At 74.4% G+C, this 13,842-nt stretch carries 13 protein-coding genes and 1 riboswitch; of the genes, 11 read left to right on the top strand and 2 right to left on the bottom strand.

Annotated elements, in window-relative coordinates; genetic code table 11:
- Window positions 1-37: 37 nt before the first annotated feature.
- Window positions 38-151: riboswitch (SAM riboswitch) on the bottom strand.
- Window positions 152-220: 69 nt separating this feature from the next.
- Window positions 221-1,069 carry an SAM-dependent methyltransferase gene (locus tag ACFPL3_RS38515; protein ID WP_343945521.1) on the bottom strand — a complete coding sequence of 283 codons (849 nt, stop codon included), beginning with the start codon at window positions 1,067-1,069 and terminating at the stop codon, window positions 221-223.
- Window positions 1,070-1,146: 77 nt separating this feature from the next.
- Window positions 1,147-1,737, bottom strand: coding sequence for an FAD-dependent oxidoreductase (locus ACFPL3_RS38510; RefSeq protein WP_343945520.1), 591 nt, complete (start codon window positions 1,735-1,737; stop codon window positions 1,147-1,149).
- Window positions 1,738-2,166: 429 nt separating this feature from the next.
- Here ACFPL3_RS38510 and ACFPL3_RS38505 point away from each other — a divergent pair, with 429 nt between their 5' ends.
- Genes ACFPL3_RS38505 through ACFPL3_RS38455 form a run of 11 tightly spaced genes read left to right on the top strand, consistent with a single transcriptional unit; the run spans window position 2,167 to window position 13,820 of the window.
- On the top strand, window positions 2,167-3,762 hold the full coding sequence (locus tag ACFPL3_RS38505; RefSeq protein ID WP_343945519.1) for an ABC transporter substrate-binding protein: 1,596 nt from the start codon (window positions 2,167-2,169) through the stop codon (window positions 3,760-3,762).
- The gene (locus ACFPL3_RS38500) at window positions 3,759-4,700 is read left to right on the top strand and encodes an ABC transporter permease (protein ID WP_343945518.1); all 942 of its coding nucleotides are present in this window, start codon (window positions 3,759-3,761) and stop codon (window positions 4,698-4,700) included. Before ACFPL3_RS38505 ends, ACFPL3_RS38500 begins: the two co-directional genes overlap by 4 nt.
- Window positions 4,697-5,578 carry an ABC transporter permease gene (locus tag ACFPL3_RS38495; RefSeq protein WP_343945517.1) on the top strand — a complete coding sequence of 294 codons (882 nt, stop codon included), beginning with the start codon at window positions 4,697-4,699 and terminating at the stop codon, window positions 5,576-5,578. Before ACFPL3_RS38500 ends, ACFPL3_RS38495 begins: the two co-directional genes overlap by 4 nt.
- Window positions 5,575-7,212, top strand: coding sequence for an ABC transporter ATP-binding protein (locus ACFPL3_RS38490; protein WP_343945516.1), 1,638 nt, complete (start codon window positions 5,575-5,577; stop codon window positions 7,210-7,212). Before ACFPL3_RS38495 ends, ACFPL3_RS38490 begins: the two co-directional genes overlap by 4 nt.
- The gene (locus ACFPL3_RS38485) at window positions 7,209-8,312 is read left to right on the top strand and encodes an LLM class flavin-dependent oxidoreductase (RefSeq protein ID WP_343945515.1); all 1,104 of its coding nucleotides are present in this window, start codon (window positions 7,209-7,211) and stop codon (window positions 8,310-8,312) included. The genes ACFPL3_RS38490 and ACFPL3_RS38485 overlap by 4 nt, the downstream gene beginning before the upstream one ends.
- The gene (locus tag ACFPL3_RS38480; protein WP_343945514.1) at window positions 8,309-9,499 is read left to right on the top strand and encodes an LLM class flavin-dependent oxidoreductase; all 1,191 of its coding nucleotides are present in this window, start codon (window positions 8,309-8,311) and stop codon (window positions 9,497-9,499) included. Before ACFPL3_RS38485 ends, ACFPL3_RS38480 begins: the two co-directional genes overlap by 4 nt.
- A complete protein-coding gene (locus tag ACFPL3_RS38475; protein ID WP_343945513.1) occupies window positions 9,496-10,632 on the top strand; it encodes an LLM class flavin-dependent oxidoreductase in 1,137 nt (378 codons plus the stop codon). The genes ACFPL3_RS38480 and ACFPL3_RS38475 overlap by 4 nt, the downstream gene beginning before the upstream one ends.
- The gene (locus ACFPL3_RS38470; protein ID WP_343945512.1) at window positions 10,629-11,936 is read left to right on the top strand and encodes an LLM class flavin-dependent oxidoreductase; all 1,308 of its coding nucleotides are present in this window, start codon (window positions 10,629-10,631) and stop codon (window positions 11,934-11,936) included. The genes ACFPL3_RS38475 and ACFPL3_RS38470 overlap by 4 nt, the downstream gene beginning before the upstream one ends.
- Window positions 11,933-12,787, top strand: coding sequence for a DUF1684 domain-containing protein (locus ACFPL3_RS38465; RefSeq protein ID WP_343945511.1), 855 nt, complete (start codon window positions 11,933-11,935; stop codon window positions 12,785-12,787). Before ACFPL3_RS38470 ends, ACFPL3_RS38465 begins: the two co-directional genes overlap by 4 nt.
- Window positions 12,784-13,281 (top strand): flavin reductase family protein, encoded by a 498-nt coding sequence (locus ACFPL3_RS38460; protein ID WP_343945510.1) that lies wholly within the window; start codon window positions 12,784-12,786, stop codon window positions 13,279-13,281. Before ACFPL3_RS38465 ends, ACFPL3_RS38460 begins: the two co-directional genes overlap by 4 nt.
- Entirely contained in the window at window positions 13,278-13,820 is a 543-nt protein-coding gene (locus ACFPL3_RS38455) for an NAD(P)H-dependent oxidoreductase (protein WP_343945509.1), read from the top strand. Before ACFPL3_RS38460 ends, ACFPL3_RS38455 begins: the two co-directional genes overlap by 4 nt.
- The last annotated feature ends 22 nt before the right edge of the window (window positions 13,821-13,842 follow it).

Below are 13,842 nucleotides of genomic sequence, written 5' to 3'. Positions count from 1 at the left end.
GTCCTCCGGACCCTCCATGGGACCCGGACGAACGTCGGGTCCGCGCTTGCCGGCCGTGGGTGCACGGCGGCCTGGTCGTCACCCGGAGCACCCCACCGCGGAGGAGGGTTGCCGGCCAGCGAGCCGGGGCTTGACGCTGGCGCTCTTGACCTGAGGGGGACGGTACGTGCGGGGCCGCGGTCGGTCAAGCGGATCTTCCGCCGCCGTACCGGACGCGGGGTCAGCTCTTGCGGAGCACCCCGCCGTACTCGTAGATCGACGGGTCGGAGCGGGAGGCGCCCTCGTACCGCGCGATGTCGGCGGGCACCGGGGCGAGCGCGGGCTGGTCGGCGGTGGGGCGCCAGTCGCTGAGGTTCACCAGCCCCGGCTCGACCGGTTCCAGCCCGGAGAGCAGCTCGTCGACCTGGGCGGTGGAGCGGTTGCGCCAGGGGATGCCGTACTCGTTGATCGACTGCTCGAACCGGGCGCCGCGTTCGGGGTCGTCGCAGACCACCTGGGAGAAGGCCAGGTAGCTGCCCGGGACGGCGCGGTCGATCACCCCGTGCAGGACGGCGTGCGGGTCGAACTCGTCGAGGATGTGGTGGCCGACGGAGAGGAACAACACCGCGACCGGCTCGCTGAAGTCGATCAGCCGGTTCACGTCCGGGTTCGCGAGGATCGCGTCGTGGTCGCGCATGTCGGCGCGGACGACCACCGTGGAGTCGTCGCAGGCCAGCAATGCGCGTGCGTGGGCGAGGACGATCGGGTCGATGTCGACGTACACGACGCGCGCGTCATCGGTGAACTGCCCGGCCACCTGGTGCACGTTGTTGTCCGTGGGCAGTCCGCAGCCCATGTCGAGGAACTGCCGGATCCCCACCTCTTCGGTGAGGTGGCGGACGGCCCGGTAGAGGAATCGCCGGTTCTCGCGGGCGATGTCGAGACAGGTGGGGAAGACCTCGAGAGTGGCCTTCATGAACTGCTGGTCGACGGTGAAGTTCTCCTTGCCGCCGAGCAGCCAGCCGTAGGCGCGGGCGGAAGTCGGGATGTCGGTCGGGATGCCGCCGATCTCGATCTGGTCCTCTGTCACGCTTTCCCCCCCGGGTCACGGTCGCCGATCGATCATGCGAGCGTATCGAGGAGGCCGGGTGTTGTGGAGGTGACCCGTCAGCGGGTGATCGCCGGGATCGCGAAGGAACCCCGGCCGGGCACGGAGGCGACCGGCGCGCCCGGATCGGTGGGGAGCGGGCCGGCGCCTGCGAGCACCACCCGGTCGGCGCGCACGGTGGCGGAGCGGGTGCGCACGAGCGCCCCGCGACCGGCGGCGTCGATCGCGACGACCTCGTCGCAGTGGCGCAGCCGGGCGCCCCACGCCGTGGCGGCGGCCGTGAGGGCTGCCGTGGCCTGATCGGCGCGTACCTGCCGGACCCCCGAGACGACGTGCAGCAGTTGCGCCCCGGTGGCCTGCTCGACCTGCCGCCAGAGCCCGGTGGCCTCTGCCGCGACCCGGGCCGGGATGCCGGCGTCGGTCCACGGGGCCGAGCCCGCGGCGCGCCAGACCGTGCCGGCGGCTCGCCGCTCCAGCAGCAGGACGTGGAGGCCGCGGCGGGCCAGGTGCCACGCGGTGGCGGCCCCGGCGGGGCCCGCTCCGACGACGGCGACGTCGGCGGTGAGGGACGGGGTCTCGGTGGGCGTCGGGTCCAGCAGGCTCGGTGGACAGGGCACGGCGGCCTCCAGCTCTCCCGTGAAGCGGATCACCACGGTAGGTCGGCGGCCCCGCACCGTGTCAACGAACGGACATTTGCCATTCGATCTGTCCGGTCATTCATCCCGGGCAATGGTGCTCGACACACCGCTTGAAAAACGATGCGATCGCTACGTAAGTTCGATGTGCAAACAAGACGCCATCCAGAGCGGCCGAGAGACCCGGATCGACGACGCCGCAGCAACCCCCCGCGCGAGTGGGAGCGGGTGCTACCGCCGGGAGCGATGGAGGTCGCCGTGCCGGGTGCGGAACGGATCGAGCTGTTGACGACGTGGCACGCATGGCGCCACCACGTCGATCTGTGCCGCACCTGCGCGGCGCTCTGTCGGGGCTGACGACCCGACCCCATCCACCCGCGCATCGCCGTGTCCGAAGCGGTGGTGCCCATTCCTGCGCGCATTTCCTGGATGAAGGAACACGTCATGTCCCGACCTCTCGCGCTGCGGCTGACCGCAGTGGCCCTCCTGCTCGGTGCGTGCGGCTCGACGCCCGCCGCGAGCACCGCCGACCCGGGCACCCCGCAACCGGGCGGCACCTTGCGCTTCGCCGTGAGCAGCGACCAGGGCTGCGTCGACCCGCAGCAGGTCGGCAGCAACGACACGATCTTCTCGCTGCGCCAGGTGGTGGACTCGCTCACCGACCAGGACCCGGCCAGCGGTGAGCTGCGGCCGTGGCTCGCCACGAGCTGGGAGAGCAACGCCGACGCCACCGCGTACACGTTCACGCTGCGCGAGGGCGTGACGTTCAGCGACGGCACGCCGCTGGACGCCGAGGCGGTGAAGGCGAACTTCGACGCGGTCGCGGACCTCGGCCCGCGCGGCTCGCTCCCGAAGGGCTACCTGGCGGGCTACGTGGGCACGACGGTGGAGAGCCCGAGCCGGTTCACGGTGACCTTCGAGAAGCCGAACGTGCAGTTCCTGCAGGGCACGTCGACCCACAGCCTGGGCATCCTCTCCCCGGCCACGGTGGCGACGGGCGACGACGAGCGCTGCGCCTCGGTGATCGGTTCCGGCCCGTTCGTGATCGAGTCCTACACCCGTGACGAGTCGATCGTCCTCACCAAACGGACGGGTTACGCGTGGGGCTCGTCGCTGTGGGATTCCCCGGGTGAGGCCCGGCTGGACCGGGTCGAGTTCCAGATCGTGCCCGAGTCCGGGGTGCGGGTGGGGAGCCTCCAGTCCGGCGAGGTGGACGCCATCGGCAACATCGCGCAGCAGGACGAGGCCCTGCTCTCCGCGGCCGGGGTGCAGCTGCTCGGCCGGGCGAACCCGGGCATCCCGTTCGGGATCTCGTTCAACCAGGCCACGCCGCTGGGCGGGGACCCGGCGGTGCGGGAGGCGGTGTCGCTCGCGATCGACCGCGCCGAGGTCGTGGCCACCGTCTACAGCTCGCAGACGAAGGCGGCCACCAGCGCGCTCGCGTCGACGACGCCCGGTTACGCCGACCAGTCCGCGCTCCTGGCGTTCGACCCGGCGCGGGCGGGTGCGGTGCTCGACGCCGCGGGCTGGCTACCGGGCCCGGACGGGATCCGGGCGCGGGGCGGCACGCCGCTGACGCTGGAGCTCACCTGGTACTCCAACTCGCCCGCCAACCGGGCCACGGTGGAACTGCTCCAGCAGCAGGTGCGCCGGGTCGGCATCGACCTGCAGCTGCGGGAGAAGCCGATCTCGGAGAGCCAGCCGACGCAGCAGTCCGGGGACTTCGTCGCCAGCTGGGGCAACCTCACCCGCGCCGACCCCGACATCCTGCGCAGCCAGTTCTCGACGGCGGGCAACAACTACTACCGGCTCTCGCCCGGGCCGCTCGACACCCTCCTCGCGGAGCAGGCGGCGCAGCCCGACCCGGCCGCCCGCGCGGCCACCGTCGTGCAGGTGCAGCAGGTGCTCCTGGAGGGGCACCACACCGTGCCGGTCGTGGAGCTGACCACGGTGCTGGGCGTCGCCGCCGACGTGCAGGGCGTGCTGTTCGACGCGAGCTCGCGCATCCAGCTGCACGACGCCTGGAAGGTCCAACCGTGACCGGTCGGTACCTGGCCCGCCGGCTGCTCGCCGCGGTCGGCGTGCTCTGGGCCGCGTTCACGGTGTCGTTCGTGGTGCTCTACCTGCTGCCCGGCGACCCGGTGGCCACGATGGCGAGCGGCGGACTGGACGGCGAGCCGCTGCCCCCGGAGCAGCTGGCCGCGCTGCGCGCCCGCTACGGGCTGGACCAGCCGGTGCTCGTGCAGTACGGGCAACGCCTGCTCGCCGCGCTCACCGGCGACTTCGGCACGTCGATCCAGAGCGGCCAGGACGTGCGCGGCGCGATCCTCGAGGCCCTGCCGCCCACACTGCAGATCTCGGCCGCCGGGTTGGCGGTCGCGGTGGTCTTCGGCGGCACGGTGGCGCTCGTCGCCACCTACACGCGCGTGCTGTGGCTGCGGCAGCTGCTGATGGCGCTGCCCTCGCTCGCGGTGTCGCTGCCGGTGTTCTGGGTCGGCCTGATGCTGGTGCAGGTCTTCGCGTTCGGGCTGGGCCTGCTGCCCTCCGTGGGCGCGAACGGGCCTGCGGCGCTCGTGCTGCCCGCGGTGACGCTCGGGCTGCCGACGGGCGCGCTGGTGGCGCAGGTGCTCGCGAAGAGCATGGCGCAGGCCCTCGGCGAGCCGTACGCCACGACCGCGCGCGCCAAGGGCGTCGGGCGGGTGGGCATCCACCTGCGGCACGCCCTGCGCAACGCGGCCCTGCCTGCGCTCACCGTGCTCGGCTTCGTCGTGGGCAACCTCCTCGCCGGATCGGTGGTCGTGGAGACCGTGTTCACCCGTCCCGGCCTGGGCCGGCTCACCGTCGCCGCCGTCGGGGTGCAGGACATCCCGATGGTGCAGGGGATCGTCGTGTTCGCCGCGGCGGTGTTCGTGCTGGTCAACCTGGCGGTCGACCTCATCTACCCGTTGTTCGACCCGCGGATCGGGGCCACCGCATGACCGAGGTGTTGATACGCGAACCCGTCGTCACCGCGGAGGCCGACGAGGCGCCGCCGCCCCGCGAGGGCCGGCTGCGGTTCGTCATGCGCAGGCCCGGGCTCGTCCTCTCGTTGCTCTACGTGGCGCTGGTGGTGGTCGCGGCGTTCGCGCCGCACGTGCTCGCCCCCGGCGACCCGGCCGCGGGCGTGCCGGCGCTGCGCCTGCAGCCGCCCGGGGCCGCCGGCCTGTTCGGCACCGACTACCTCGGCCGCGACGTCTACACCCGCGTCGTGCACGGCGCGTCGCTGTCGCTGCAGGCCACGCTGATCGCGGTGAGCGTCGCGCTCGTCGTCGGCGGGCTGGTGGGCGTGCTCGCCGGGTTCGTCCGCGGCTGGGTCGACGAGGTGCTGATGCGGTTCGTGGACGTCCTGCTCGCGGTGCCCGCCGTGCTGCTGTCGCTCGCGCTGATCACGGCGCTGGGCTACGGCACGGTGAAGGTCGCGATCGCCGTGGGGGTGGCGAGCGTCGCGAGCTTCGCGCGCGTGATGCGGGCGGAGACGCTGCGCGTGCGCCAGTCCGGTTACGTCGAGGCGGCGCGGTCGGTCGGCACGCGGTGGCACGTCACGCTCGTGCGCCACGTGCTGCCGAACGCGGCCGGTCCGGTGCTCGTGCTCGCCGTGCTGGAGTTCGGGCTCGCGATCCTCGCGGTGTCGTCGCTGTCGTTCCTCGGCTACGGCGCGCCGCCCCCGGCGCCCGAGTGGGGGTCGCTGGTGGCCGAGGGCCGCAACTACATGGCCGTGGCGTGGTGGCTGTGCGCCGTGCCCGGGGCCGCGATCGCGGCCACGGTGCTGGCGGTCAACCGGATCTCCCGCGCCCTGGACGGGGAGCGGCGCCGATGACGGGGCAGCTGACGGGGCCGTTGCTGCAGGTGCAGGACCTGCGGGTCTCCTACGCCACCGGCGCCGGGCCGATCGCCGCCGTGCGCGGCGTCTCGCTGTCGGTGGCGCCAGGGGAGGTCGTCGCGATCGTCGGGGAGTCCGGGTCGGGGAAGTCGACGCTCGCGCATGCGGTGGCCGGGCTGCTCCCGGGCACCGGCCGGATCGACGCCGGCCGCATCACGCTCGGCGAGCAGGAGCTGACCGGGCTGTCCGACCGCGCCTGGCGCACCGTGCGGGGCAGGCTGATCGGTCTCGTGCCGCAGGACCCCGGCGTGGCGCTCAACCCGGTGCAACGCGTCGGGGCGCAGGTCGCCGAGGCGTTGACGGTGCACGGCCTCGCGGATCGCCGCAGCGCACCCGCCCGGGCCGTCGAGCTGCTGGCCGAGGCCGGGCTGCCCGACGCCGCGGCGCGCGCCCGCCAGTACCCGCACGAGCTGTCGGGCGGGATGCGCCAGCGCGTGCTCATCGCCATCGGGATCGCGGCCCGCCCGCAGCTGCTCGTGGCCGACGAACCGACCAGCGCCCTCGACGCCACCGTGCAGCGCCAGATCCTCGACCGCCTCGACGAGCTCGTGCGCGCGTCCGGCACGGCCGTCCTGCTGATCACCCACGACCTCGGGGTGGCGGCCGACCGCGCCGATCGGCTCGTCGTGATGCAGGGCGGGCGCGTGGTGGAGGAGGGGCCGGTGCGCGAGGTGCTCGCGGCGCCGCGCGACCCCTACACCCGGCGGCTGCTGGAGAGCGCGCCCGGGCTGCGTCCGAGCGTGGCACACACCACGACCGAACGCGGCACTCACCCTGGTGAGACGGGGGACTCGCCGCTGGTGGAGGTGCGGGACCTCGTGAAGGAGTTCCCGCTGGGACGCGGGCACATCCGGGCCGTGGACGGCGTGAGCTTCACGATCGCGCGGGGCGAGACGCTCGCGCTGGTGGGCGAGTCGGGGTCGGGCAAGTCGACCACCGCGCGCCTCGTGCTCCGCCTGGCCGACCCGACGTCGGGCACGGTGCTCTTCGACGGCACCGACATCACGCGGGTGCGCGGCCGGGCGTGGCGGGAGCTGCGGCGGCGCGCACAGCTGATCTACCAGAACCCGTTCGCATCGCTGGACCCCCGCTTCCCGATCGCCGAGGTGATCGCCGAGCCGCTGCGGGCGTTCCGGGTGGGGGACGCGCGCTCGCGTCGCGCCCGCGCCGCCGAGCTGCTGGACCGGGTGGCCCTGCCGGAGGCCGTGCTCGACCGCCGTCCCGCGGAGCTGTCCGGTGGGCAGCGCCAGCGGGTGGCGATCGCGCGGGCCCTGGCCCTCTCGCCCGACCTCGTGGTGTGCGACGAACCGGTGTCCGCGCTCGACTCCCATGTGTCGGCGCAGGTGCTGGACCTGCTCGCGGAGCTGCAGGCCGACGCGGGACTGGCCTACCTGTTCATCTCCCACGACCTCGCGGTGGTGCGCCGCATCGCGCACCGCGTCGGCGTGCTGCGCGACGGGAAGCTCCTGGAGCTGGCCCTCACCGAGCAGGTCTTCGCCGCGCCGCAGCACGACTACACGCGCGAGCTGCTCGCCGCGATCGCCGGACGCCGGTTGGAGGAAACAGCATGAAGGTCCTCGTGCTCACCCTGATCACCAACGGGCCCGACCCCGTCACCGGCCGGACCCCCACCCCGAACGCCCGCCTGCGCCGCGTGGTGGACAACGCCGTGCTCGCCGAGGAGCTGGGCTTCGACGGCTACGCGGTGGGGGAGCGGCACGAGCGGCCGTTCCTGTCCTCCGCGCCGCCGGTGGTGCTGTCGCACATCGCGGCCCGCACGTCGCGGATCACGCTGTTCACCGGCGTCACGACGCTCGCGCTGCTCGACCCGGTGCGGGCCTACGAGGACTACGCCACCCTCGACCAGCTCGCGGACGGCCGGCTCGAGCTGATCATCGGCAAGGGCAACGGCGCGGCGCAGGCGCAGCTGTTCCACGTCACCCCGGACGACCAGTGGGACCGCAACGCGGAGGGCTACGAGCTCTTCCGCAGGCTGTGGCGCGAGGAGCGCACCACGTGGTCCGGGCGCTTCCGCCCGTCGCTCGTCGACGCCGAGACGTGGCCGCCGCCGCGCCAGCACCCGATCCGGGTCTGGCACGGCAGCGCCACCAGCAAGGAGTCGGTGGAGGTGGCCGCGCGGTACGGCGACCCGCTGTTCTCGGCCAACGTCACCAACCCGATCGAGCCCTACGCCGAGCTCATCTCCTACTACCGCGAGCGCTGGGCGGCGCACGGGCACCACCCGGCCGCCGCGCTCGTCGGCGCGGGCACCGCGGCGTTCCACATCGCCCCCACCAGCCAGCAGGCGATCGAGGAGTTCCGGCCCGCGTTCGCGGCGCGGCTCGCGGCGGCCGAGCGGTTCGGGCTGCCGATCGTGTTCCCGACGGTGGAGGACTTCGTCGAGCGCTCGTCGGCGCTGGTGGGCAGCGCGGCGCAGATCGTCGACAAGGTGCTGCGCTACCACGCGGTGTTCGGCCACGAGGTGCTGCACCTGAACCTGGACGGCGACGGCCTGTCGCCGCGGCGCCAGCGCGAGCAGCTGGAGCTGTTCCAGGCCGAGGTGGCGCCCGCGCTGCGCGCCGCCGTGCCGAGCCGCCCGCTCGCGAGCGCGGTGCCCCGGGACCCGGACGACGCCCGGCCCGCCGACGAACCCGTGGGGGCGAGCCGATGACGATCCCGCTGAACATCCTCGACCTCTCCCCGGTGCCCGCCGGTGGCACCGCGGCCGACGCGCTGCGCAACTCCGTCCACCTGGCGCAGGTGGCCGAGCGCGCGGGCTACCGGCGCTATTGGGTGGCCGAGCACCACCTCGCCTCCGGGGTGGCGTCGTCGTCCACCTCGGTGCTGGTGGCGCTGATCGCCGCGGCCACGTCGCGGATCCGGGTGGGCTCCGGCGCCGTGCAGCTGCCCGTCACGTCGCCGCTGCAGGCGGTGGAGCAGTTCGGCACGGTGGCGGCGCTGCACCCGGGCCGGGTGGATCTCGGGCTGGGCCGCTTCGACATCCACAAGATCCTGCGCCTGGCAGGCACCGCGCCCGCGCCGGACGCCGAGCCGCCGGTCGCGCCACCCGCCCGCGTGGTGGACGGGCTGCTGATCCCGCCACCCGCCCGGTTCCGCGGCGACCTGTCGACCTACGTGCACCTCGCGCACCTGCTCGGGATCCGGCCGGAGGACCCGACGCCGGACTACGACACCCAGGTCGGCGCCATCCTCGACCACCTCTCCGGCGCCGCCCGCCGCCCCGACGGACAACCCGTCACGGTGCCTGCGGCCGCGGGCGCCGACCTCGACGTGTGGATCCTCGGTTCCAGCCCCGGCGAGAGCGCGCGGGTGGCGGGGGAGCGCGGCCTGCCGTTCGCCGCGAGCTACCACACCTCGCCGGGCACGGTGCTGGAGACGGTGCAGGCCTACCGGGCCGCGTTCCGGCCCTCGGCCCGGCTCACCGCGCCCCACGTGGTGGTGTCGGCGGACGTGGTCGTCGCGGAGACCGACGAGCGCGCGCAGGAGCTCGCCGCCCCGTACGCGCAGTGGGTGCTCGACATCCGCACCGGCGTCGGAGCCCGGCCCTACGCCACACCCGAGGAGGCCAAGGCGCGGCACTGGACGCCTGCCGAGCGCGCGATCGTCGCCGACCGCGTCGACACCCAATTCGTGGGATCGCCGGCCAGCGTGGTGGCGAAGCTGGCCACGCTCGCCCGCGTCACCGGCGCCGACGAGCTGCTCGTCACCACGATCACCACCGACCACGCCGACCGCGTGCGCAGCACGGAGCTGCTGGCCACGGCCTGGGCGGAACACGGGGACAGGCGCGGTGGTTGGGCGGAGCAGGACCGGGCAGAGGCGGGGGTCGTGCGATGAGTCCGTTCACCGAGGCGAGGATGCACCTCGCCGTCGAGCTGACCGCGGCGGGCAGGCACCCGGCCGCCGCCGCGTGGGCGGGGCTCGACCCGGCCGCGCTGCTCTCCCCGGCGCACCACGCCGGGCTCGCGCGCACGGCGGCGCGGCGGGGCCTCGACCTCGCGCTCCTGCCGCACACGTTCCACCCCGACGCGGGGCCGCTGCTCGAGTCGGCGGCCGTCGCCGCGCGGATCGCGCCGGTGGTGTCGGGGATCGGGCTGGTGCCCACCGCCACCGTCACCCACACCGAGCCGTTCCACGTCTCCAAGTCGATCGCGACGCTCGACATCGTGTCCGCGGGCCGGGCGGGCTGGGAGCCCGCGGTCTCGCGCACGCAGGCCGAGGCCGACCTGTTCGGACGCAAGCCCGCCGCGCCCGCCGACGTGCTGTGGCGGGAGGTGGCCGAGGCCGTCGAGGTGGTGGTGCGGCTGTGGGACTCGTGGGAGGACGACGCGGTGATCCGCGACGCCGCCACCGGCCGCTACGTCGACCGCGACAAGCTGCACCACATCGACTTCAAGGGCGAGTTCTTCTCCGTGAAGGGCCCGTCGATCACCCCGCGGCCCCCGCAGGGGCACCCCGTCGTGGTGCTGCGCGCCGACGAGCCGGAGGCGCTCCCGGTGGCCGCGCGCTGGGCCGACGTCGTGCGGATCTCGGCGCCCGACCTGCCGTCCGCCGCGGCTGCCCGCGAGCGGATCCGGGCCGCCGTGGCCGGCGCGGGGCGCCACCCCGACGACGTCATCGTGCTGCTCGACGTCGAGGTGCACCTGGCTGCCGACCGCCACCGGGCCCGCCGCGACCTCCTCGAGCTCGACACGCGCGCCGGGGCCGAGCTGCCGCCGTCGTCGGTGCGGGTGCTCGGCCCGCCCACCGACCTGGCCGACCTCGTCGGCACCGCCGTGCGCACCCGGGCCGCCGACGGCGTCACGCTCGTGCCGCTCGTGCTGCCCACCGACCTCGACGCGGTGACCGATCGGGTGGTGCCGCTGCTGGCCGGGCGCGGCCTGCTGCGCACCGGCCGGGCCGGCGGGTCGCTGCGATCCCGGCTGGGGCTGTCCCGGCCGGCCAACCACTTCGTGGGGGCGAGCTCGTGAAGAAGCAGATCCACCTCGGCGCCCACTTCCCGGGCGTCAACAACACCACCGTCTGGAGCGACCCGGCCGCGGGCAGCCAGACCGACTTCTCCTCGTTCGTCCACTTCGCCCAGAACGCCGAGCGCGGGCTGATGGACTTCGTGTTCCTCGCCGAGGGGTTGCGGCTGCGCGAGCACCGGGGCCGCATCCACGACCTGGACGTGGTGGGCAGGCCGGACACGTTCACCGTGCTCAACGCGCTCGCCGCCGTCACCTCCCGGATCGGGCTGGCGGGCACGATCAACACCACCTACAACGAGCCGTACGAGCTGGCCGTGCAGTTCGCCTCGCTCGACCACCTCTCGGCGGGCCGGGCGGCGTGGAACATGGTCACCACGTCCGACGCGTTCACCGGCGAGAACTTCCGCCGGGGCGGCTTCCTGCCCCGCGAGCAGCGCTACGAGCGGGCCGCGGAGGTCGTCGCCGTCACGCGCGCGCTCTGGGACTCCCACGGCGCCGAGGTCGAGCACCACGGCCCGCAGTTCGACGTCCGCGGCCGGTTCCCGCTGCCGCCCGGTCCGCAGGGCCACCCCGTGCTGATCCAGGCGGGCGACTCCGCCCAGGGCCGGGACTTCGCCGCCGCCACCGCCGACGCGATCTTCACCCTGCACGGCACGCTGGAGGCCGGGCAGGCCTTCTACGCCGACGTGAAGGCGCGCCTGGCGCAGCACGGCCGCAGCCCGTCCGACCTCAAGGTGCTCCCCGGTGTCACGTTCGTGCTCGGCGACACCGACGCGGAGGCCCAGGAGGAGGCCGTGCGGATCCGCCGCCAGCAGGTCTCGCCGGCCACTGCGATCGCGTTCCTCGAGCAGGTGTGGGGCCGCGAGCTCTCGGAGTACGACCCCGACGGGCCGCTGCCCGACGTCGAACCCGACGTCGACAACGTCTCGATCACCCGGGGCCGGGTGCGCCACGCCCGCGACCCGCGCGTCGTGGCGCAGGAGTGGCGCGACTTCGCCGCGGCCCACGGCGGCCTGTCCATCCGCGAGGTCGTGATCGAGAAGACCGGCAGGCAGTCGTTCATCGGCACGCCCCGCACCGTGGCCGCCCGGATGGACGAGTTCGTGCAGCGCGACGCCTGCGACGGCTTCATCCTCGTACCGCACCTGACCCCCGGCGGCCTCGACCGGTTCGTCGCCGAGGTCGTGCCCGAACTGCAGGACCGCGGCAGCTACCGCACCGCCTACCCCGGACCGACCCTGCGCGACCACCTCGGCCTGCGCCACCCGCACGCACCGCTGAACGCCCGGAAGGAGAGCGCATGACCAGCTCTACCCGCCCCGCCGGCTCCGCAGGCTCCGCCGCCTACCGTCCCCCGGCCGAGTCCTCGCTCCAGCAGGAGTGGACGGCCTGGCACACCGAGCGGGAGGCGACGCTGTCCACTCCGCACGGCTGGCTCAGCCTCACCGCCCTGCACTGGCTCGACGCCACCGCGCGCGGCTACGACGGCATCCCGGGCACCTGGCGCGCCACCGGCGACGGCGGGGTCGAGCTCACCGCCGAGGGGGAGGCCGCGCTCGACGGCACCCCGGTCACCGGCACCGTGCGGCTCGAACCCGTCGACGGGCAGCCCGGCGTGCTCGTCGAGATCGGCGACCGGCGGGTCGAGGTGATCCGCCGCACCGACGACTACGCCCTGCGCGTGCGCGACCCGCAGGCGATCACCCGCACCGCGTTCACCGGCGCGCCCGCATTCGACCTGGACGAGCGCTGGGTCGTGGAAGGCCGCTTCGAGCCCTACCCCGAGCCGCGGCGCCTCACCGTCGGCGCCGTCGTCGACGGGCTGCAGCACTTCCCCACCGCCGTCGGCGTCGTCCGCTTCGCCCTCGACGGCGCCGAGCACGAGCTCGTCGCCTTCCCCGGCAAGACCGGCGGCCTCTCCCTGCATTTCCGGGACGCCACGTCCGGCGTGAGCACCTACGGCGGCGGCCGCTCGGTGGCGCTGCCCGACCCGGACGCCGAGGGCCGCGTCACGATCGACCTCAACCGCACCGTCAACCTGCCGTGCGCGTTCACGGCCTTCGCCACCTGCCCGCTACCCCCGGCCGGGAACCGGCTGCCGGTGGCGGTGGAGGCGGGGGAGCGCACCCCGCCGCGGCCCGACCTGCAGCCGTGACGGTCGTCGTCGAGCCCGCGACGATGCGGGAGGTCCTGGGGCACTTCGCCTCCGGCGTCGTCGTGGTCACGGCGGCCGGGCCCGACGGGCTGCTGGGGTTCACCTGCCAGTCGTTCGCCTCGCTGTCGCTGGAGCCGGCACTGATCAGCTTCGCGCCCGCGCGCACGTCGTCGACGTGGCCGCGGATCCGCCCGGTGGGCGCGTTCTGCGTCAACGTGCTGGCCGCCGACCAGCAGCACCTGTCGGGCGGCTTCGCCCGCTCCGGCACGGACAAGTTCGCGGGCGTGCGGTGGTGGCCGGGGCCGCACGGGGCGCCGGTGCTCGAGGACGTCTGCGCGTGGATCGGGTGCACGCTGTGGCGGGAGTACGACGGCGGTGACCACACGATCGTCGTAGGCCGGGTGCACGACCTCGGGGCCGACGCCACCCGCTCCCCGCTGCTGTTCCACCGGGGCCGTTACGGTCTTGCCGCGCAGATCGAGGAGGACCGATGACACACGTGCTGGGTGTGGTGGCCGGGCCGGAGGCGGGCGGGCGCACCGCCACCGCGGTGGCCGGGGTGCTGGCGGGCGCCGAGAAGGCAGGTGCCACCACGTCGCTGCTGGAGCTCTCCGAGGCCGGCATCGACGCGGTGATCGCCGCGTTCGGCGAGGCCGACGGGGTGGTGTTCGGCAGCCCGGTGTACCGGGCCACCTACAGCGCCCTGCTCAAGGACCTCCTCGAGCGCACCGAGCGCGGCAAGTGGGGTGAGTCCACCGCACCGCTGCAGGGCCGGGTGGCCGCCACCGTGCTCACCGGCGCGAGCGGGCACCACTTCCTCGCCCTCGGCGACCTGCGCGACGTGCTCGCCGGGTTCTTCGCGGTGCAGGTGCTCTCGCCGGGCCTGTACCTCGACCACGGCGGCTACGTCGACCGCACCACGCTCACCGACCAGAGCGCCGAGCTGGCCGCGGCTCACGGCGCGGCGCTGGCCGACCTGGCCGCTGCGGTGCGGGGCTCCGCGGCGCTGCAGGCGATCACGCCGCAGATCTGAGGGTGTGCGGACGACGTCGACG

It is taken from the genome of Pseudonocardia zijingensis (genome assembly GCF_042657305.1).
Lineage (GTDB): Bacteria > Actinomycetota > Actinomycetes > Mycobacteriales > Pseudonocardiaceae > Pseudonocardia > Pseudonocardia zijingensis.
This window is presented reverse-complemented; position numbering and strand designations above follow the sequence as displayed.

Bases quoted from the DNA above. Each gene is read 5' to 3' on its own strand.
- ACFPL3_RS38490 (WP_343945516.1), top strand. From the start codon at position 5,575: ATGACGGGGCAGCTGACGGGGCCGTTGCTGCAGGTGCAGGACCTGCGG.
- ACFPL3_RS38485 (WP_343945515.1), top strand. From the start codon at position 7,209: ATGAAGGTCCTCGTGCTCACCCTGATCACCAACGGGCCCGACCCCGTC.
- ACFPL3_RS38480 (WP_343945514.1), top strand. From the start codon at position 8,309: ATGACGATCCCGCTGAACATCCTCGACCTCTCCCCGGTGCCCGCCGGT.
- ACFPL3_RS38455 (WP_343945509.1), top strand. From the start codon at position 13,278: ATGACACACGTGCTGGGTGTGGTGGCCGGGCCGGAGGCGGGCGGGCGC.
- ACFPL3_RS38495 (WP_343945517.1), top strand. From the start codon at position 4,697: ATGACCGAGGTGTTGATACGCGAACCCGTCGTCACCGCGGAGGCCGAC.
- ACFPL3_RS38465 (WP_343945511.1), top strand. From the start codon at position 11,933: ATGACCAGCTCTACCCGCCCCGCCGGCTCCGCAGGCTCCGCCGCCTAC.
- ACFPL3_RS38505 (WP_343945519.1), top strand. From the start codon at position 2,167: ATGTCCCGACCTCTCGCGCTGCGGCTGACCGCAGTGGCCCTCCTGCTC.
- ACFPL3_RS38475 (WP_343945513.1), top strand. From the start codon at position 9,496: ATGAGTCCGTTCACCGAGGCGAGGATGCACCTCGCCGTCGAGCTGACC.